The following is an 18,728-nucleotide window of genomic DNA, read 5'->3' as shown; positions in this document are numbered from 1 at the left end:
CGTCGGGTGGGAGTCGGAGGTGTCGGGTGTCGGAGGAGTCGGAGGTGTCGGGTGTCGGGTGTCGGGTGTCGGAGGCGTCGTTCGGGCGTCAGGTCACGAGGTCCGCGAACACGATGAGGTTGTCGACGTAGTGCCCGGTCGACCGGTCGAAGGTGCCGTCGCAGGTGATCAGCCGGAGGCCGGGGGTCGGACTGGCCCCGTAGACGTCGCTCGTCGGGAACGTCGCCTTCGGGGTGCGCTCGCTGCCCGTGACGCGGAAGGTCTCGACCGAGCCGGACGACAGCGTCACCTGCACCTCGTCGCCGGGCACGAGCTTCGCGAGGGCGACGAACACCGCGGGGGCGTCACCCGAGTCGACGTGTCCGGCGATCACGGCCGGTCCGACCGCGCCGGGGACGACGCCGTCCTGGTACCACCCGGCCGACAGCCACTCCTTCGGAGGGTCGAGCTCGCCCTGGGCGCCGAGGCCGAGGTCTTCGAGGCCGGAGTCGACCCCGATCGAGGGGATCTGCAGGCGGACCGGCGTCGCGTCGGCCGGGGGCGAGGTGTACGACGGGGCCGCCGGGTCCTGGAAGGCACCGGCCGCTCCGCTCGCCGCATCCGGCGTCGCACCGGTGGTGGCGGGGGCCGTGGCGACGGAGCCGGGTGCGTCCGCGTCGGTCCGGGCGGCGACGGCGGCCACCGTCACGCCACCGGCCACGAGGACGACGGCGGCGACCGCGGCGAGGACCGCCGCGCGGTGACCGGCGACGAACGTCGAGAGGCTCATCCGTTCACCACCAGGGGGGTGCAGGCGCCGAGGCTCGAACCCTCGAGTTGCAGGGCGGCGAGCGCCGCCCAGGCGCTGCCGTAGTAGGTCGGCGTCGACTGTGACAGCGAGTCGGCGGTCCGCAGGTCGGCCGTCGCCCGCTCGTGCTGGCCGTCGCTGGCCTCGGCGGCGGCACGGGCGGCGTAGGCGAGGGGGCTCTGGTCCGAACCGACCGACTGCCCGCCGAGGTCGAGTTGCATGGGCAGTTCGTCGTAGCGCTGCAGCACGCCGGCCATCTTCGAGGCCAGTGCCACGTCCTCGGGCTGGCACGACTCGGCGTAGCGCAGGGCGAGCCGACCGGCGTCGTAGCTGTACTGCACGGTGCCCGACGACCCGTCGGCGCTCGGCAGCGGGACCGTCGTGCCGTCCTGCTGCACCTGGGCCCAGTCGCTCGGGAGGGCCGTCGAGGCGAGGATGTTCGTGGTCACGGCTCGCGAGCCGGTCTCGAGCTCGGCCCATCGGGGGTCGCCGCTGGCCTCGCCGAGCTGCGCGAAGGTCGCGGGCGACGCGTACGAGGGGTTGTACGACCACGGGCCGGAGCCCATCGCCCACGGTCCGGGCAGCAGGATGCGGCCGACGTCCGTCGAGACCGTCATCTCGTCGAGCACGTCGGTGCCGAGGTCGACGCCCTCGGTCGTGAGGTCGGAGCGGTCGAAGGTCGAGCCGGCGAGCACGAGGGCCCGCGCCGCGTCGACGTCGGCGTCGCTGGCCGGCATGTCGTCGACGACCTCGCCGTCCTTCCACTGCCAGGCCAGCAGGCCGTCCGGGCGCACCAGGTTGCTCTTCGTCCAGTCCCAGATCGCGTCGAAACGGTCCTCGTCGCCCACTCCGACGGCGACGAGCATCCCGTAGGCCTGCCCTTCGCTGACGGTGTCGTCGCCCTGGTCGCGACGCACGACGCGGCCGTCGTCGTCGACGTACCCGTCGAGGAAGTCCTTGCCGATCTCGGCGGCCGTTCGGGCCTGAGGAGTGGCCGTACCCGTCCCGGGGGTGCCGGTCGCGTCCGCGCCCGCCTGGTCCGTCGACGGGCCGCCGGCCCCTCCGACGACGAGGGAGGCGATGCCGGCGGTGATGGCGAGGGCCACCACGACGGCCGCTGCGAGCAGCGCCTTCGTCTTCTTCGTCATGTCGTTCTCTTCTCCTGCTCGGTGCTGCGGTCGGTCGACCCGGTCGACGCTCTGGACGCGATCGGGGCCGGGGAGGCGCGGTGCGACGGGTCGCTCACCGCGCCTCCTCGTCCTGTCGGGTGGTGCCGGGCGTCAGGCCCCGAACCAGCCGAGCACGGTGGCCCAGAGGCCCTTGGTCTCGCTCTTCTGCGGGTGCTCGGCGAGGTAGCCGCCACCGGTCTGGACGCCACCGACGGGCGCCTGCGCCGTGGCCGCGCTGTCGACGACCGGGACGACGGTCAGACCGCCGGTCGAGTTGTCGAGCACGAACAGCGTGTTGATGCTGCCGGCCGCGAGGTCGACGTCGCTCGTGCCGGTCACCTTCTTGCCGGTCAGGTCGAGGGTCCAGGGGCCGGCCGCGACCTGCGCGTAGCCGCTGGCGCTGCCGAAGGGCGCGTCCTCGGCGATGGTGGTGCCCGTGCTCGTCGCGACCGTCACGGTCTTGCTGACGTTCGCGGCCTGCACGAGGCGGACCTTGGCCTGGCCGTCGGCCGGGGCCGTCAGGTCGTCCGTGAAGACCTGGGTCTTCAGGTCGTCGTTCGGGCCGTAGGCGACGGCGGTGATCGGCTGGCCGCTGTCGACCGTGATGTTCGACGTGATGACCGGCTTGGCACTGGTGGGTGCGTCCGCGGCCGTCATCGAGACCACGTAGGTGCCCGCGGCCAGCGCCTGGTAGGGGCTGACCTGGCCGTAGGTGACGTCGTCGAGGTCCATGACGACCTGCCCGCCCTTGAGCGAGGTCAGCGTGACGTCGACGGCCTTCGTGTCGGGCGAGAGGTGGCCGACGCGGACCCAGCCGTCCCCGTCGGCGGCGTGCGCGGGCGACGTGCCCACGAGGGCGCCGGCGAGGGCGACCCCGGTGGCGGCGGTGAGGGCGAGCACCGTCGCGAGGCGGCGGCGTCGGGACGGGACGCCGGTGACGGCGGCGGGTGCGGTGGTGGTGCGTGAGAGGGAAGCCACGATGGCTGGTCCTTTCCGGTCGGGTGTCCCACCCGGGACGGGTGGGACGCGGTGAGGAGGTGCCGGCGCCCGTGGGAGGACGGACGCCGGCGTGGCGATCAGTTCGAGAGGACGCCCGTCGGTGCGACGGCCGAGAAGGTCACGCGCAGTCCGTCACCCGAGGGGACGACCGACTCGGGGACGTAGACGCTGCCCAGGCCCTCGAGCGTGGTCTGCACCTCGTCGACGGACTGACCGCCCTGCGGGGTGACGTCGAACTGCCGGAACAGGGCGTCCTGTTCGCCCGGCAGGGCCGCGGGGTCGGCGACCGAGATCGGCCCGAGGGCGGCGAGCTGACCGAGCACGATGATCGCGCGCGGGTCGAGGCGACCGTCCGAGAGCGCCGTCGACAGGGTCGACGAGATCTGCAGGTTCGGGTTCTGGGCGAGTTCGGCACCGGCCTGCGAACGGGCCGACGCGGCGTCGTCCGCCTCGGTCTGCGCCTGCGCGGCCCCCTGGCTGTCGATCTGCCGGACGTTGACCTGCTGGTCGCCGTCGCCGAACGAGGCGATCACGGTCGAGTTCGCGAGGGCCTCGCGGATCTCGGGCGAGGTCGGCCCCGAGGTGCGGACCGACTCGGTCTCGAAGAGGTAGTCCGAGTCGCGCCAGCCGTTCGGCGACTGCGCCTGGACGGCACCGTCGGTGTCGATCTTGTAGAACCAGATCACGTTGTCGCGGGCGAAGCCGGCCTTGACCAGGTCGACCCAGACCGCGTCGTCGACCAGCAGGCGGCTGTCCTTCGGCACGTTCGTCTCGACCCAGCTCTCGGCGTTGCGCATGGGCGCGTCGAGGTCGCTGTCCAGGAAGCCGCGCAACTGCACGGCCCAGAGCGGGACGATCGCCACGACGGCCGCGAGGGTCAGGGCGAGCCAGGCCACCGAACCGGTGCGGGACGCCGCGGTCGAGAGCGCGCCGGCCCGACGGGCACGGAACGCCCGGACCGCGTGGTCGGTGACGGCCGCGACGAGGAGCGCCGCGAACGGCAGCAGCATGATCACGTAGGGCACCGGCAGGTAGCCGCCGGGACGGAACATGAAGGCGATCAGGAACACCATCATCACGCCGAGCGGGCGCAGCCTCTTGACGAAGACCGCGACGACCGAGGCCAGCGTGCCGAGCACGATGAGCACCTGGTCGAGCTGCCACCACTGCGACACGGTCGCGAAGAAGAGGCTGCCGGTGTCGAACACCGAGCCGCTCGCCTCACGGGTCGCGAGCTGGAACTGGATGCCCTCGAGCAGGCTCACCCTGCCGGCACCGGGCAGCAGCTCGCCCTTCACCGCGGCGAGCGCGACGTAGCCGAGGCCGACGAGCACGAGCAGGCTGCCCGCGATCGACAACGTGTACCGACGGGTCGACTTGTCGGCCCCGCGCCACATGATCCAGGCCAGGAAGGGCAGCGCCAGCAGGTACGTCTCCTTCGAGAGCACCGCGATGCCGAACGAGAGGGACGCCGCCGCGAAGCCGGCGAGCTGGTAGCGCTTGCTCAGGGCGAAGACGAACGCGGCCAGCAGCCACGGGGTGGCGACGTTGTCGAGGTAGACCGTGCGGTGGAACTGCAGGGCCAGCGGCGACACGGCGAACACGAGACCGGCCACGGCGGCCGCGGGACGGCTGAGGCCGAGCTTGCGGGCGAGCAGCCAGACGAGGGCCACCGAGACGACCGTGAAGAACAGCATCGCCTCGCGAGCGGCGAGCACGGCGACGTCGTACCGCGAGAAGGCGCCGGTCAGGGCCGTGTAGGCCGAGATCTGCAGCCAACCGACCGGCGGGTGGTCGTACCAGTAGGTGTAGTGGGTGATCTCGCCGAGGTTCTGGATGGCCCAGGCCTGGGCGGCGTAGGTGCCCTCGTCGTCGATGCGTTGCGGCGAGCCGTCCATGTTGAAGGCCATGACGACCGCGGCGATCGCGAGGACGGGCAGCAGCCAGGCGAGGCTCGCGCCGTGTCGACGCAACCACGACGCGGGCCGGGCGCCCCGCGGGTCCTTGGTGGGGACCACGCGTGTTCCCGGTCCGTTCGACACCGTGGTGTCGGCCGCGCGGGGGCGGTTCAGCGTGCTGGTCATCGGTCACCTCCGGTCATGGCCAGGGCGGGCTCCGTCGAGGAGGCGCGGGGCGCCTCCTGCGGTTCGGTCGCGACCTCGTCGCGGTGCGCGCCGGTGTGCTCGGTCTTCTCCCAGGCGTTGAGGCCGCGCAGCTGGCGGAAGACCGCCCGGACCGCGGCGAGCGCGAGGAAGATCTGGTACGGCAGCAGTCCCCAGACGAGGCGGAAGTAGTCCCGGGCCCGGACCTTCTGGCCGTAGACCCGCCCGAACTCGCGCAGGCCGGTGAACTCGACGGCCAACAGCACGAGCGTCGGCGCCAGGGGCACGAACGACACGAGTGCGATGGCGGTCGGCACCTTCGTGGTCAGGATCAGGACGATCGAGACGGGGATGAGCAGACCGGTGGCGGCCTGGATGAACGGCATGGTCAGCAGGTAGCGGGCCATGAGGCGCTGGCGCAGGCGGGGCAGCTTCTTCCACTCGCCCTTGCCGTAGACCTGCATGAAGCCCTGGTTCCAGCGGGTGCGCTGCTTGAGCAGCGACACGAAGGTGCCGGGGGTCTCCTCGCGGGTGACGACCTCGGGGCTGTAGGCCACGACGACCTTGGCCCCGGCGCTCGAGAGGCGGACGCCGAGCTCGCAGTCCTCGGCGAGGCACTCGGCGTCCCAGCCCTCGGACCAGTCGAGCCAGTCCTTGCGCACGAAGACGGTGTTGCCGCCGAGCGGGATGAACTTCTCCTTGGCGTGGAAGTGGAGGCGCGACCGGAACCAGAAGTAGTACTCGAGCACGTTCCGCAGGCTCCACCAGCTGCTCTGGAAGTTCATCAGCTGGACGCCGCCCTGCACCACGTCGGCGTCGGTCTCGGTGAACCGGGAGTCGACGAGCGTCAGGAGGCGGGGGTGCACCTCGTCCTCGGCGTCGAACACGCCGACGATCTCGCCACGCGACGACTGGAGGGCCAGGTTCAGCGCCTTGGGCTTGTTCTTCGGCACGCTCGAGTCGACCACCACGCGGATCAGCTCGGGGTGACGGGCGGCCGCCTCACGGGCGACCCGCTCGGTACCGGGGTCGTCGTGGCCGACGATCGCGATGATCTCGAAGTCGGGGTGGTCCTGCTGGGCGAGGCGGTCGAGGGTCTGGCCCATGACCTCCTCCTCGTGCCGGCCGGGCACGAGCAGGGTGAACGAGTGGGCGGCGTCGAGGGGGTTCTCGCTGAACTGGCTGTCGTCGAGGTTGTCCTTCGACCGCCAGGCGTGCAGCATCCACCAGAGGGTCGACACGGCGACCGCGGTCAGCAGGATCGTCACGACGATCAGCGACGAGTAGCCGATCCACTCGAGGGGCGACCAGTCGGGTAGCTGGAAGCCGATCATCGAGTCGGCGGCACCGGTCGAGCCACGGTTCGGGACGAACTGCGACGGGTCGGCGGGGGCTTGCGGGGTGAGCAACGGGGCGGGTTCGCCCGCTGCGAGATGTGATGTCGGGATCTGGGTCGGGTCAGTCGACACAGGATCACTCTCCAGTCAGGGGGTCGGGTGCAGGTGGGCCTGCGAGGTGGTCTGCGGGATGGGGTCGTCGGTCGGCCGGGGGCCGATGACGGTGGCGAGCGCGGCCGACGGGTCGGGGGTGTCGGCCGTGGTGGTGACCGCGGGCGAGCCGCGGAAGACGAGGTGGCGGTAGGCCAGGTAGCGGAAGGCGGTCCCGAGGACGAGACCGACCCCGTTGGCCGCGACGTTGTCGGCGAGCTGGCTCGTGAAGCCCAGCAGGTAGTGCGAGACGAAGAGGCAGGCCGAGGCGATCAACAGGCCGCCCACGTTGACGAGGCCGAAGGTGACGGCCTCGCGGACGACGGCCTGGTTGCGTCCTTCCCGGAAGGTCAGGTACCGGTTGCCGAGCCAGGCGACGGCCGTCGCGACGATCACCGAGACGACCTTGGCCCCGATGGGCTTGTCGTCGAGCAGGGTGGCGCGCAGCAGGTTGTACACGCCGACGTCGACGACGAAGGCGATCCCGCCCACGGCGCCGAACGTCGCGAGTTCCTTCACCCGTGCGACGAGGCGCAGGGGTGGCGTCGGGTGCGTCGTGGCGGCACGGTCGGGACGTGCCCCCTGGACGGGGGACTCTGGTTCGGGCATGACACCGGTTCGGGGGACGTCGCCGGATCGGTTTGGTCGGGGTACGCAGATCTGGGCCAACTGCCAGACAGGCGACATCTGCCGGTCATCCGACGGCGGATTCGTCGAGCCCGACGGGTCGCCCGGCGAGGACCGGGGCGCTCGTCGACGGGCCGACGACCCGCGGGCGGACGATCGCGAGTTCCGCCGCGACCGCCGTGACGACCGCGCAGAGAGTGACCAGCCGGTCCGGCACCGAACCGACGACGACCAGGAGGCGCTCCCGGCCCGTCGCGCGCCGCCCCTGTTCCGCAGCCGCCTCCGTCGTGGCCCCGACGTCCAGGAGCTGCGAGAGCATCCAGGGCAGCACCGGGAGCGCCGCGAGCGCGACGACGAGGACGGGTGCACCGACCAGGACGGTCGAGGCGACCGTCGTGGCCGTGAGGACCGTCACGGCGGCGTCGACCAGCGGCTCGGTGAGGACGCCGAGGGCGCGGCGCCGCGCGCCCGGCCGGAGCCGACGCCAGTCGCCCTGCCCCAGCACCTGCAGGCAGCCGCGGATCCACGTCGCCCGGGCACGGGCCAGGTCGCGGAGCCCACCCGGCGACCGCTCGACCGTGGTCGCCTCGGCCGAGGTCGCGATGACGATCCGGGCACCGGCCGCCGTCATGCGCACGCCGAGGGCCAGGCCCGCCTCGACGCGGGAGGCGTCCCAGCCTCCCGCCCAGGCAAGCCACGCGTGACGCACGAAGAGCGTGCTGTCCGACAGCGGCACGAAGCCCGCGCGACCGTGGGAGCGGACCACCGACCGGGACCACCACCAGCGGTCGACGGTCGACCGGGGCGTCCACCAGGGGGTCGCCGCGAGCGCCGGGCGGCTGGCGTGCTGGACCGCGTCGGCGCCCGTGCGGGTCAGGACCGAGTCGACCAGGGCGAAGAGGCGGGGGTGCGGCCGGTCGCCCGCGGAGAAGACGCCGACGATGCCGTCACCGTCGGGGGCGAGTTCGTCCGCGAGGGAGGAGGCGGCCACGGGCGTCCGCGCGGCGAGCGGGCCGGTCCTGACGATCCGGACCCGCTCCGGGTGACGCCGGACGGCGGAGGCGGCGACGTCGAGGGTCAGGGCGTCGTCCGCGTCGACGGCCACGAGGACGCGCACGTCGGGGTGCCGCTGCCGGGCCAGCAGGTCGAGCGTCACGGCCAGGCCGGCCGGCCCGTGCGCGGGCACCAGGGCCGTGAACGCGTGCGCCGGGGGCAGCACCGGGCCGTCGAGGTCGCCGTGGCCGAGCTCCTCCTGCTCGCGGACGAGGTAGAGCCTGCGCACGATGCGACCGATGGTGACGGTCAGGACCAGCGCGACGAGCACGGCCAGCAGCACCGTCCCGGCCCACTGCAGGCTCGACCAGTCCGCCCACGGCAGGGCGGCCGAGACGTCCTCCCCCGGGACGGAGGGCAGGCCGCCCCGGTTCGGCACGAACGGTGTCGGCGTCGCGGGCAGCGTCGGCGTCAGGACGGGGCCGGGCGCCGCGAAGGCGGGTGCGGAGGTCACGGTGGTGATCCAGTCGGGTCGGGGCAGCGGGAGCCTCGGACGCCCGGTCCCGCAGGGACCGCGGCGTCCGACGGATCGTGTCCCCCAGCCGGGGGACATGATCTGATGAATCGTCACTGTACGCCTCCTCAGTCGACCGCACAGGCCTTCGTCGCGTCCCCTGCGACGCGTAGCGTGGGGTCATGGAATTCAGACACCTCGGCGACAGCGGACTCAAGATCTCGGAGATCACCTACGGCAACTGGCTGACGCACGCGTCCCAGGTCGAGAACGACGTGGCGACGCAATGCGTCCGTGCGGCCCTCGACGCCGGCATCTCGACCTTCGACACCGCCGACGCCTACGCGAACACCGCGGCAGAGCAGGTCCTCGGCGACGCCCTCAAGGGTGAGCGTCGCGAGGGACTCGAGATCTTCACGAAGGTCTACTGGCCCACCGGCCCCCGCGGGCACAACGACGTCGGCCTCAGCCGCAAGCACGTGCTCGAGTCGATCGACGGGTCGCTCCGCCGCCTCGGCACGGACTACGTCGACCTCTACCAGGCCCACCGCTACGACCACGAGACCCCGCTCGAAGAGACCATGCAGGCGTTCGCCGACGTGGTCCGCGCCGGCAAGGCGCTCTACATCGGCGTCAGCGAGTGGACCGCCGAGCAGATCCGGGCGGGCCATGAGCTCGCCGTGAAGCACGGCGTGCAGCTGATCTCGAACCAGCCCCAGTACTCGATGCTCTGGCGCGTCATCGAGTCCGACGTCGTGCCGGCGAGCAAGCAGCACGGCCTCGGCCAGATCGTCTGGTCGCCCGTCGCCCAGGGCGTCCTGACCGGCAAGTACAAGCCCGGAGCCGAGCTGCCCGCGGGCAGCCGCGCGACGGACGACAAGGGAGGCGCGGACACGATCAAGCGTTTCCTCACCGACGAGGTGCTCACCGGCGTCGCGAAGCTCGAGCCGATCGCCGCCGACCTCGGCCTCTCGATGGCCCAGCTGGCCATCGCATGGGTGCTGCAGAACGACAACGTCGCCTCCGCGATCATCGGGGCCTCGCGTCCCGAGCAGGTGGCCGACAACGTCAAGGCGGCGGGCGTCACGGTGCCCGCCGACGTCATGGCCCGCATCGACGAGGCGCTCGGCGACCTCGCCGAGAAGGACCCCGGCAAGACGGTCTCCCCCGAGCGCCGCCCGGCCTGACGCCCGTCCGGCCTGACGCCCGTCCGGCCCGACCCGGGCCGGTCCGCAGGACATCCCCTCGACATCGTCCGGACACCCCGGGAATGTTGTCCCGCTGGATGCGCTTGCATATACTCGTACCAGCTTCGATGACACGTCATCGACCTCGACCTCACAGATTCAGGAGAACACCATGACCATCACCGCAGAGAAGATCCCCGCCGGCACCTGGAACCTCGACCCCACCCACAGCGAGGTCTCGTTCAGCGTCCGCCACCTGGCCATCAGCAAGGTCAAGGGCTCGTTCGAGTCCTTCGACGCCTCGCTGGTCACGGCCGAGGACCACACCGCCTCGAAGGTCACCGCCTCGATCGACGTGGCCTCGGTCAACACCAACCAGAAGGACCGCGACGGCCACCTGCAGACCGGTGACTTCTTCCTCGCCGAAGAGCACCCCAAGATGACCTTCGTGTCGACCAGCATCGAGGAGAAGGGCGACGACGCGTTCCTCGTGCACGGCGACCTCACCCTCCGCGGCGTCACCAAGCCCGTCACCCTGAAGAGCGAGTTCGGCGGCCTCGTCGTCGACGGCTACGGCCAGACCAAGCTCGGCTTCTCGGCGACCACCAAGATCGACCGCACCGAGTTCGGCGTCACCTGGAACGCGGCCCTCGAGGCCGGCGGCTTCACGCTGGGCAACGACGTCACCGTCACGCTCGAGATCCAGTTCACGCTCGCCGCGTAGGCACCGGCACCACGAAGGGCCCGCTCTCGCTCGGCGAGGGCGGGCCCTTCCGCGTCATCCCGCGAGGACGCGCCGCAGCACGGCGCGCTCCCCCAGCGTCCAGGCCGCGCTCGTCACGAGGTAGAGAGCGGCCGCGAGCGGGGCGAACGCCGCGAACAACACGCTGACGAACGGCAGCCAGCGCACCAGGCCCGCCATGCCCGGGAGCGCCTCCTGCCCCGGCCCGGCCGTCGGGACGGTGACCGTGCCGGTGAAGCGCAGCGTGGCGCGCCGGCTCGTCTCGACCACGACGGCGAGCAGCGCGAGCAGCACCAGGTACGGCCAGACCGCCGGGAGCCCCACCGCGAGAGAGGCGAACAGGTTGGCGCCGAGGGCGGCCCCGCCGAGGGTGTGCGTCAGCAGGGCGTTGGCGTGCCCGGCGATCTCGGAGTGCGCGAACAGCGAGTAGACCGCCGTGAGCACGGGTGCCTGCGCGAGGGTCGGCAGGCAGCCGGCCAGCGGGGACGCCTTCTCGGAGGCGTACAGCGCCATCAGCGCCGTGCTGCGGGCCGCGGGGTCGGTGATCCGGCGGTTCAGGTCGGCGATCGCGGGGGCCAGGCGGCGGCGGGCGACCTCGGCGCGCACCTGCGAGACGCCCACGGGCACGAGCACGAGCCGGACGAGCAGGGTGAGCAGCACGACGCCGAGGGCGGCGGCGGACGACCCGGCCACCGGTTCGACGAGCACGCCGAGGGTGGTGACGAGCGACTGCAGACCGCCGAGGACGACGGCGATCGGGGGGAAGGTGGACAGGTCCATGCGGACTCCTCGGTCAGAGAGACGGTGGGTGTCTTCTGGCCGCCGAGGGGCGTCGGGTCGACGCGGGCGCGGGTGCGCTCAGGCGGCCGGGACGGCCCGCCCGGGAGCCCGGGACCGCACGTGCCCGCGGGCGTCGGGGTCGCGTCGCCAGACGAGGAGGCGCGTGCCGGCTTCTTCACGGAGCGTCACCTCGGGCACCGCCCCGGCCAGCCCACAGAGCGTGAGCACGACCCGGGCCACGCCGAGCGCGACCACCGCGGTGGCCGCACCGAGCAGGCCGACGAGCACGACCGCGGACAGCGGCGCTCCGCCGGACGAGAGCACGGCCTCGACGAACGCCGCGAGGGGCGCCAGCATCGAGAGGCCGAGGGTCATGCCGACGACCCTAGCCGACGGTCCTACCATCGGGGCAGTGCCCTCGGGAACACCGTGCCGTCCCACGCGGTTGACGCCGAGAGCCACCGCCCCGCCCCGAGAGGACTCCCGATGACCGTCGACTGGATCACCCTGCAGAAGACCGCCCACGACGAGTTCGCCCGTCGCGTCGAGGCCGTGGCCGACTGGGACGCCCCGACGCCGGACACCGAGTGGAAGGTGCGCGATCTCGTGCGTCACGTCACGCGCGAGCAGCAGTGGGTGCCGCTGCTGCTCGAGGGCGGCGACCCCTCCGAGGCGGAGAACTCCATCGAGCCGCTCGGCGACGACCTCGTCGAGGCCTGGCACCGGTGGTCCGGTGCCGCCACCGCCGCCTGGAGCGCGGCCGACCCCCACGCCGAGGTGCGGTTGAGCGCCGACGTCGTGCCCGTCCACGAGTACCTCGCCGAGCAGGTCGCCGACGTGACGATCCACACCTGGGACCTCGCCCGCGCCGTGGGGACCGACGAAGAGCTCGACGACGCGCTCGTCGAGGCCGTCTGGGGCGTGTTCGCGCCGCAGAAGGACGCCCTCGAGGCCTCGGGCCTGTTCGCGTCCCCCGTCCCGGTCGACGACGACGCGCCGCTGCGCATCCGCCTGCTCGCCCTCACCGGGCGCGACGCCCGCTGAGCCGTCCGCCCACCCGGGTGGGCGTCCTCGGCGACGCGACCCGCGCCTCCCGGGGGTTCATCACCCGGCCCTGCCAAGGTGGGGGCATGACCGCCCCGATCGATCGCCCGTGGCTGCACAGCTACGCCCCCGACGTCCCCGCCGACATCGAGCCCGTGACGGGCAGCCTCGTCGACCTCATCGACGACGCCGTGTCGACGTACCGGCAGAAGCCGGCCCTCGAGTTCTTCGGCCGCGAGACGAGCTACCGCGACCTGGGCGACCAGGTCGCCCGCGCGGCCGAGGGCCTCAGGAGGCTCGGCGTGGGTCGCGGCGACCGGGTCGCCCTGATCCTGCCGAACAGCCCGCAGCACGTGGTGGCGTTCTACGCCGTGCTGCGCCTGGGCGCGGTCGTGGTCGAGCACAACCCGCTCTACACCGACCGTGAGCTGCGGCACCTCTTCGAGGACCACGGCGCCACGATCGCCATCGCCTGGGACAAGCTGGTCGACCGACTGCGCTCCCTGCCCGCCGACATCGGCTTCTCGACCGTGGTCTCGGTCGACGTGACGAAGGGCATGCCCCTCGGCACGCGCCTCGCCCTCAAGCTGCCGGTGCCCGCCGCGAAGAAGAGCCGCGCGGCCCTCACCGACGGAGCCGAGGGCGACGTCACCTGGCAGGGGCTGCTCGCGAACCGTCCGCTGCGCAAGAAGCACCCCCGACCCGAGGTCGACGACATCGCCCTGCTGCAGTACACCAGCGGCACCACGGGCTCGCCCAAGGGCGCGATCCTCACCCACCGCAACCTGCGCAGCAACGCCGCGCAGGGTCGCGCCTGGGTGCCGGGCCTCGTCGACGGCGACGAGACGGTCTACGGCGTGCTGCCGTTCTTCCACGCCTACGGCCTCACGCTCTGCCTGACGTTCGCGATGAGCATCGGGGCGCGCCTCGTCCTCTTCCCCAAGTTCGACGTCGACCTCGTACTCAAGGCCGCGAAGAAGCACCCGCCGACCTTCCTGCCGGCCGTGCCGCCGATCTACCAGCGCCTCGCCGACGCGGCCCGCGAGCGCGGCGTCGACCTGTCGTCGGCACGGTTCGCGATCTCGGGCGCGATGAACCTGCCGACCGCCGTCGTCCAGGCCTGGGAGGGCGTCACGGGCGGCATGCTGGTCGAGGGGTTCGGACTGACCGAGACCTCGCCCGTCGCCCTCGGCAACCCGATCGGCCCGACCCGTCGCGTCGGCACCGTGGGCGTGCCGTTCCCGTCGACCGAGGCCCTGGTCGTCGACCGCGACGACCCCGATCCGAGCCGCCCGGTCGTCGCCGGGGCCGCCGGAGAACTGCTGCTGCGGGGCCCGCAGGTGTTCCGCGGCTACTGGAACCGACCCGACGAGACCGCCGAGGCCTTCCTCGAGGGCGGCTGGTTCCGCACCGGCGACATCGTCACGATGAGCGCCGACGGGTACGTCACGATCGTCGACCGCATCAAGGAGCTCATCGTCACGGGTGGCTTCAACGTCGCCCCCTCCGAGGTCGAGGAGGCGGTCCGCAACGCCCCCGGCGTGGCCGAGGTGGCCGTGGTCGGCCTGCCCCGGTCGGGCGGCGGCGAGGACGTGGTGGCGGCCGTCGTGCTCGAGCCGGGTGCCGCGTTCGACGCCGAGGCCATCCGCGACGCCTCACGCGGCCAGCTGGCGGCCTACAAGGTGCCGCGGCGGGTCGTCCGGCTCGACGAGTTGCCCAAGTCGCTGATCGGCAAGGTGCTGCGGCGCGAGGTGCGCGACCGGCTCATCGCCGCGGGCTGACCCTCCGGGCGGGGCCTGCCGACGGGGCCCCGTCGGCAGGCCCCGTCTGCGGGTCCGGTCGGCGTGTCCGGTCGGCGTGTCCGGTCGGCGTGGTCAGAGGCCCTGCCACCGGTCGACCGGCCAGCTGACCACGAACGCCCGCCCTATCACGTCGTCGACGGGCACGAAGCCCGCGTAGGGCCCGGTCTGGTGTGCGCGCGAGTCCGCCGACCGGTCGCGGTTGTCGCCGAGCACCCAGAGCGCCCCCTCGGGCACGGTCACGTCGAAGTCGGTCGCCGAGGCGCGGGGTCCGCCGTCGGCGAGCGTGAGGTACGGCTCGTCGAGGGCCCGGCCGTTGACGAGCACGTGGCCGTCCGCGTCGCAGCAGCTGACGTGGTCGCCCGGCAGGCCGATGACGCGCTTGACGAGGTCCTGACCGGCGTCGTCGCCGTAGCCGAGCCACCCGCCCGGGTCCTCGAAGACGACGATGTCGCCGCGGTGCAACGGCAGGAGTCCGGGTGCCAGCTCGTTGACGATGATCCGGTCGCCGATCATCAGCGTCCGTTCCATCGATCCCGACGGGATGGAGAAGCTGCGCACGAGGAAGGTCCGCACGCCCCACGACAGCAACAGCCCCACCAGGACGATCGCGAGCAACTCGAGCAGCCACCGGCCCGTGGGGTTCCGGCGGACCCCGGAGGCGCGGGTCCCCTCGCCCTCGTCGGTCGCGTCCGCGAGGGGGCTGCTGTCGGTCACCGGCTCATCCTGTCAGCGCGTGCCCGCGCCCGCCCTCCCCGGTCAGGGGGCCGTGGGCCACGGTCCCGCTGCCCCGGGTCGTCCGTCAGGCGGCCGTCCACCCGATGCGGTCGAGCCGGGCGAGGGCGTGCTCCTCGGCGACGGGTCGCTTGCCGAGGACTCCCCCGACGCCCGCGAGCATGGCCTGCGCCGGCGCCCGGGTCGGGATGCCGATCGGGCCGACGTGCGGCGCGCGCAGCCCGAGCAACTCGCGGAATCGCGGCTGCAGCGTGCCCACCGCGCCGTTGAAGAGCACGGGATAGCCGACCTTCAGGGCGGGGAAGAGCGGGGGCCGCTTGATGAACTTCACGACGTCGTCGGTGCGCGCGGTGCGCTCGAGCACGCCCCGGCGGTCGAAGTCCATCAGCTGTGACTGCATCTCGGCGACGCTGCGCGGCGGGTTCGGCACGCCCATCAGCTCGCCGGCCGTCGCCCACTCGCGGACGTAGGCGTCGGGTCCCCCGGGGATCGGCTCGTGGCCCCACTCGAGGTAGGCGGCGAGGAACGAGTCGGCGAAGGCCATGTGCACCCAGCTGAGCAGCTCCGGGTCGTTGGCGGCGTAGTCGTGGGTCACGCCGTTCCGGTCGTCGTACGTGCCGACGACCTTCGTGTGCAGGCGTGACACCCAGTTCGACGCGTGGGTGGCGGCCTCGCGGCTGCCGTACGAGACGGTGTAGATCCAGCGGATGGTGCCGGCGAGACGGCCGAGCGGGTCCTCGCGGAAACGCGAGTGGTCGTGGACGCCGGCGAGCGCCCCCGGGTGCAGCGCCTGGACGAGCAGTGCCCGCACGCCGGCGGGGATGGTCGACATGGCGCCGTGCACGGCCCACACCGCCGAGCCCGGCAGGAAGAACCCCTCGTCGTCGCCCTTCTCGAGGTCGGTGACCCACTCGGGCGTGCCCGTGTACTGCCCGTTGAAGGTGTACTGCAGGCGGGCGCGGAGGGGTTCGGTCAGTGCGGGCATGCCTCGATCATGCGCCGCGGTGGCTGGACGCTCGCGGCGGACGCCGTCGGCGGTCCCGCCGGACGCACGCCGCGCCTCCTGCGTCCCGGGGAGGGGCAGGAGGCGCGGCGTGCGACTCGGGGTGGGTCTCAGTTCCCGTGCGCCTCGATCGAGACGGGCTGCCACTCGTTCCAGGTCGCCAGACGCGACTCGTAGTCCTTCGTGGCGATCTCGAGCGGCGCCTTGCCGAAGAAGACGCGCAGCGGCGGCTCGTCGGCGTCGACGACCGTGAGGATCGCCGAACGGGTGGCCGTGGGGTCGCCGGGGTCGGCGGCCGAGGGACGCTTCGACGCGGCCTCACGGACGTCGGCGTAGGCCTCGAGTTCGTCGCTGCGCGAGGCGGAAGGGCCCGACCAGTCGGTCGAGTAGCCGCCGGGCTCGACGAGGGTCACCTTGATGCCGAAGCCCGCGACCTCCTGGGCCAGCGACTGGCTGAAGCCCTCGAGCCCCCATTTCGAGGCGTGGTAGATGCCGACCGTCGGGAAGGCGCTGATGCCGCCGATGCTCGACACCTGGACGATGTGACCCGAGCCCTGCTCGCGCATGATCGGGAGCGCCGCCTGTGACACCCAGAGGGCGCCGAACAGGTTCGTCTCGAGCTGGGCACGGGCCTCGTCCTCGGTGATCTCCTCGATCATGCCGAAGTGGCCGAAGCCGGCGTTGTTCACGACGACGTCCAGTCGTCCGAAGTGCTCTGCGGCCTTCTGCACCGCGGCGACGTCGGCCGCACGGTCGTCGACGTCGAGTTGGAGGGGCAGGAAGGAGTCGCCGTACGCGTCCACGAGGGGCGTGACGTCGTCGATCTTCCGTGCGGTGCCCGCGACCTTGTCGCCGCGTTCGAGGGCCGCCTCGGCCCACTCGCGGCCGAAGCCCTTGGATGCACCGGTGATGAACCAGACCTTGCTCACGATGTGTCGTTCCTCTCTTCGTGATGTCGAGGACCATGCTGCGCCGCGCCTCCTCGTCCACGGTCAGGTTGCCAGTCGGCACCGAGCCCACGGGGTACGCCCGGCGGTCGATAGAGTGGCCCGGTGACCACCGACAGCGCTCGTCCCTGGCTCGACTCCTACGCACCCGGCGTGCCGCACGACCTCGAACCGGTCGACGGCTCGCTGCTCGACCTGGTCGAGGCCTCCGCGGCGCGGTACCCCAGGGCGGTGGCGCTCGAGTTCTTCGGGGCGACGACCACCTATTCCGAGCTCGTCGACCAGATCGCGCGGGCGGCCGAGGGGCTGCGCAAGCTCGGGGTCGGCCACGGCGACACCGTCGCGATCGTGTTGCCGAACGGTCCGCAGCACGTCGTCGCGTTCTACGCGGTGCTGCGCCTCGGCGCGATCGTCGTCGAGCACAACCCGCTCTACACGCCGCGCGAGCTGCGTCACCAGTTCGAGGACCACGGCGCCAAGGTGGCCATCGCCTGGAACAAGGTGGTCGAGACCATCCAGGCCTTCCCCGACGACGTGGCCGTCGAACACCTCGTCTCGGTCGACGTCACCCGGGCGATGCCGTTCACCACGCGGGCGGCCCTGGCCCTGCCGATCAAGAAGGCCCGCCAGTCCCGTGAGCGCCTCACGACGACCGTGACGGGCACCACGCCGTGGGAGAAGGTCGTCGGCTCGTCGCGCATCAAGGCGAGGCACCCCCGACCGACCACCGACGACCTGGCGGTCATCCAGTACACGAGCGGCACCACGGGCGCGCCCAAGGGTGCCCAGCTGACGCACCACAACCTCCTGTCGAACGCCGCGCAGGCCCAGGCCTGGGTGCCGACGATCGAACGCGGCACCTGCGTCGTCTACGCGGTGCTGCCGATGTTCCACGCGTACGGCCTGACGCTCTGCCTCACCTTCGCGATGAGCATGGGCGCCCGACTCGTGCTCTTCCCGGCCTTCGACCCGGCGCTGGTGCTCAAGGTCATGAAGAAGCACCCGCCGACCTTCCTGCCCGCGGTCCCCCCGATCTACGCCCGTCTGCAGAAGGCCGCCGACGACGCCGGCGTCTCGCTGAAGGGCGTCGACGTCGCGATCTCGGGGGCCATGCCGCTCTCGGCCGACGTCGTCGAGCCGTGGGAGGCCGAGTCCGGCGGCTGGTTGGTCGAGGGCTACGGGCTCTCCGAGTGCTCGCCCGTCCTCATGGCCAACCCCGTCGGTCCGACGCGCCGCGCCGGCACGGTCGGTCTGCCCCTGCCGGGCACCGAGGTGCGCGTCGTCGACCCCGAGAACCCCACGGTCGACGTGGCGGCCGGTGAACGCGGCGAGCTGATCGTCCGTGGCCCGCAGGTCTTCAGCGGGTACTACCGCAAGCCGAAAGAATCGGGCAGGGTCTTCGTCGACGGCGACTGGTTCCGCACCGGCGACATCGTCACCATCGACGACGACGGGTTCGTCCGCATCGTCGACCGCATCAAGGAGCTCATCATCACCGGCGGCTTCAACGTCTCGCCGTCCGAGGTCGAAGAGGTCCTGACCCGGTTCGAGGGCGTCGCCGAAGCCGCGGTCGTGGGTCTGCCCACCCCCGGCGGCGAACAGGTGGCCGCCGCGATCGTCGTGAAGCCGGGCGCCCACGTCGACGTCGCGGCCCTGCGCTCGTTCGCGCGCAAGCACCTCACGCCGTACAAGGTGCCGCGGCGCATCGTCGTCGTCGACGACCTCCCCCGGTCGCTCATCGGCAAGGTGTTGCGCCGCAAGGTACGCGACTCGCTGGCCGAGCGCTGAGACCGGACCCGCGCCTCCTCGACCG

At 72.3% G+C, this 18,728-nt stretch carries 17 protein-coding genes; 5 read left to right on the top strand and 12 right to left on the bottom strand.

All coding sequences use genetic code 11. The features are described from left to right. Positions 1–88: 88 nt before the first annotated feature. The 7 genes from ACVJ1F_RS05945 to ACVJ1F_RS05915 form a co-directional block, all read right to left on the bottom strand. Entirely contained in the window at positions 89–769 is a 681-nt protein-coding gene (locus ACVJ1F_RS05945; protein ID WP_456885209.1) for a class F sortase, read from the bottom strand. Next, positions 766–1,935 (bottom strand): glycosyl hydrolase family 8, encoded by a 1,170-nt coding sequence (locus ACVJ1F_RS05940; RefSeq protein ID WP_456885207.1) that lies wholly within the window; start codon positions 1,933–1,935, stop codon positions 766–768. Before ACVJ1F_RS05940 ends, ACVJ1F_RS05945 begins: the two co-directional genes overlap by 4 nt. Before the next feature lie 132 nt (positions 1,936–2,067). Beyond that, a complete protein-coding gene (locus ACVJ1F_RS05935; RefSeq protein ID WP_056048509.1) occupies positions 2,068–2,934 on the bottom strand; it encodes a DUF4397 domain-containing protein in 867 nt (288 codons plus the stop codon). Between the two features lie 98 nt (positions 2,935–3,032). Then, positions 3,033–5,039: an ArnT family glycosyltransferase gene (locus ACVJ1F_RS05930; RefSeq protein ID WP_456885206.1), complete on the bottom strand. Its 2,007-nt coding sequence runs from the start codon at positions 5,037–5,039 to the stop codon at positions 3,033–3,035. After that, positions 5,036–6,526 (bottom strand): glycosyltransferase, encoded by a 1,491-nt coding sequence (locus ACVJ1F_RS05925; protein ID WP_233568480.1) that lies wholly within the window; start codon positions 6,524–6,526, stop codon positions 5,036–5,038. Before ACVJ1F_RS05925 ends, ACVJ1F_RS05930 begins: the two co-directional genes overlap by 4 nt. Positions 6,527–6,541: 15 nt before the next feature. Beyond that, positions 6,542–7,153, bottom strand: a complete 612-nt coding sequence (locus tag ACVJ1F_RS05920; protein WP_456885203.1) for a GtrA family protein — start codon at positions 7,151–7,153, stop codon at positions 6,542–6,544. Positions 7,154–7,238: 85 nt separating this feature from the next. After that, on the bottom strand, positions 7,239–8,678 hold the full coding sequence (locus tag ACVJ1F_RS05915; RefSeq protein WP_456885202.1) for a glycosyltransferase: 1,440 nt from the start codon (positions 8,676–8,678) through the stop codon (positions 7,239–7,241). Between the two features lie 182 nt (positions 8,679–8,860). On the opposite strand from ACVJ1F_RS05915, the gene ACVJ1F_RS05910 reads away from it, so the two are divergent. Both ACVJ1F_RS05910 and ACVJ1F_RS05905 read left to right on the top strand, forming a co-directional pair. Then, positions 8,861–9,865 carry an aldo/keto reductase family protein gene (locus tag ACVJ1F_RS05910; protein ID WP_056048517.1) on the top strand — a complete coding sequence of 335 codons (1,005 nt, stop codon included), beginning with the start codon at positions 8,861–8,863 and terminating at the stop codon, positions 9,863–9,865. Positions 9,866–10,037: 172 nt separating this feature from the next. Beyond that, positions 10,038–10,589, top strand: a complete 552-nt coding sequence (locus ACVJ1F_RS05905; protein WP_054144994.1) for a YceI family protein — start codon at positions 10,038–10,040, stop codon at positions 10,587–10,589. 54 nt (positions 10,590–10,643) lie between these two features. Here ACVJ1F_RS05905 and yidC read toward each other — a convergent pair whose 3' ends face one another. Beyond that, on the bottom strand, positions 10,644–11,387 hold the full coding sequence (yidC, locus tag ACVJ1F_RS05900; protein ID WP_456885199.1) for a membrane protein insertase YidC: 744 nt from the start codon (positions 11,385–11,387) through the stop codon (positions 10,644–10,646). 78 nt (positions 11,388–11,465) lie between these two features. Beyond that, positions 11,466–11,762 (bottom strand): DUF6412 domain-containing protein, encoded by a 297-nt coding sequence (locus tag ACVJ1F_RS05895; RefSeq protein ID WP_052505164.1) that lies wholly within the window; start codon positions 11,760–11,762, stop codon positions 11,466–11,468. A gap of 111 nt (positions 11,763–11,873) precedes the next feature. Between ACVJ1F_RS05895 and ACVJ1F_RS05890 the strand changes: the two genes are divergently transcribed. Next, positions 11,874–12,431 (top strand): TIGR03086 family metal-binding protein, encoded by a 558-nt coding sequence (locus tag ACVJ1F_RS05890; protein ID WP_056048524.1) that lies wholly within the window; start codon positions 11,874–11,876, stop codon positions 12,429–12,431. Positions 12,432–12,517: 86 nt separating this feature from the next. Further along, positions 12,518–14,212: a long-chain-fatty-acid--CoA ligase gene (locus ACVJ1F_RS05885; RefSeq protein WP_456885197.1), complete on the top strand. Its 1,695-nt coding sequence runs from the start codon at positions 12,518–12,520 to the stop codon at positions 14,210–14,212. A 93-nt stretch (positions 14,213–14,305) separates the two neighbouring features. Here ACVJ1F_RS05885 and lepB read toward each other — a convergent pair whose 3' ends face one another. The 3 genes from lepB to ACVJ1F_RS05870 form a co-directional block, all read right to left on the bottom strand. Then, the gene (gene lepB, locus ACVJ1F_RS05880; RefSeq protein ID WP_456885195.1) at positions 14,306–14,947 is read right to left on the bottom strand and encodes a signal peptidase I; all 642 of its coding nucleotides are present in this window, start codon (positions 14,945–14,947) and stop codon (positions 14,306–14,308) included. 85 nt (positions 14,948–15,032) lie between these two features. Beyond that, on the bottom strand, positions 15,033–15,950 hold the full coding sequence (locus ACVJ1F_RS05875; protein WP_200412292.1) for an oxygenase MpaB family protein: 918 nt from the start codon (positions 15,948–15,950) through the stop codon (positions 15,033–15,035). A gap of 128 nt (positions 15,951–16,078) precedes the next feature. After that, positions 16,079–16,897 (bottom strand): SDR family oxidoreductase, encoded by an 819-nt coding sequence (locus tag ACVJ1F_RS05870; protein ID WP_456885194.1) that lies wholly within the window; start codon positions 16,895–16,897, stop codon positions 16,079–16,081. 123 nt (positions 16,898–17,020) lie between these two features. Between ACVJ1F_RS05870 and ACVJ1F_RS05865 the strand changes: the two genes are divergently transcribed. Then, on the top strand, positions 17,021–18,703 hold the full coding sequence (locus ACVJ1F_RS05865; protein ID WP_456885192.1) for a long-chain-fatty-acid--CoA ligase: 1,683 nt from the start codon (positions 17,021–17,023) through the stop codon (positions 18,701–18,703). The last annotated feature ends 25 nt before the right edge of the window (positions 18,704–18,728 follow it).

Source organism: Frigoribacterium sp. 2355 (genome assembly GCF_054060695.1).
The sequence above is the reverse complement of the archived record's forward strand: the minus strand, read 5'-3'. Positions and strand labels throughout refer to the sequence as shown.

What these genes read in the sequence shown, in the direction of transcription:
- ACVJ1F_RS05945 (WP_456885209.1), bottom strand. Translation starts at nt 769, where the DNA reads ATGAGCCTCTCGACGTTCGTCGCCGGTCACCGCGCGGCGGTCCTCGCC.
- ACVJ1F_RS05940 (WP_456885207.1), bottom strand. Translation starts at nt 1,935, where the DNA reads ATGACGAAGAAGACGAAGGCGCTGCTCGCAGCGGCCGTCGTGGTGGCC.
- ACVJ1F_RS05930 (WP_456885206.1), bottom strand. Translation starts at nt 5,039, where the DNA reads ATGACCAGCACGCTGAACCGCCCCCGCGCGGCCGACACCACGGTGTCG.
- ACVJ1F_RS05920 (WP_456885203.1), bottom strand. Translation starts at nt 7,153, where the DNA reads ATGCCCGAACCAGAGTCCCCCGTCCAGGGGGCACGTCCCGACCGTGCC.
- ACVJ1F_RS05910 (WP_056048517.1), top strand. Translation starts at nt 8,861, where the DNA reads ATGGAATTCAGACACCTCGGCGACAGCGGACTCAAGATCTCGGAGATC.
- ACVJ1F_RS05905 (WP_054144994.1), top strand. Translation starts at nt 10,038, where the DNA reads ATGACCATCACCGCAGAGAAGATCCCCGCCGGCACCTGGAACCTCGAC.
- yidC (WP_456885199.1), bottom strand. Translation starts at nt 11,387, where the DNA reads ATGGACCTGTCCACCTTCCCCCCGATCGCCGTCGTCCTCGGCGGTCTG.
- ACVJ1F_RS05895 (WP_052505164.1), bottom strand. Translation starts at nt 11,762, where the DNA reads ATGACCCTCGGCCTCTCGATGCTGGCGCCCCTCGCGGCGTTCGTCGAG.
- ACVJ1F_RS05890 (WP_056048524.1), top strand. Translation starts at nt 11,874, where the DNA reads ATGACCGTCGACTGGATCACCCTGCAGAAGACCGCCCACGACGAGTTC.
- ACVJ1F_RS05885 (WP_456885197.1), top strand. Translation starts at nt 12,518, where the DNA reads ATGACCGCCCCGATCGATCGCCCGTGGCTGCACAGCTACGCCCCCGAC.
- ACVJ1F_RS05875 (WP_200412292.1), bottom strand. Translation starts at nt 15,950, where the DNA reads ATGCCCGCACTGACCGAACCCCTCCGCGCCCGCCTGCAGTACACCTTC.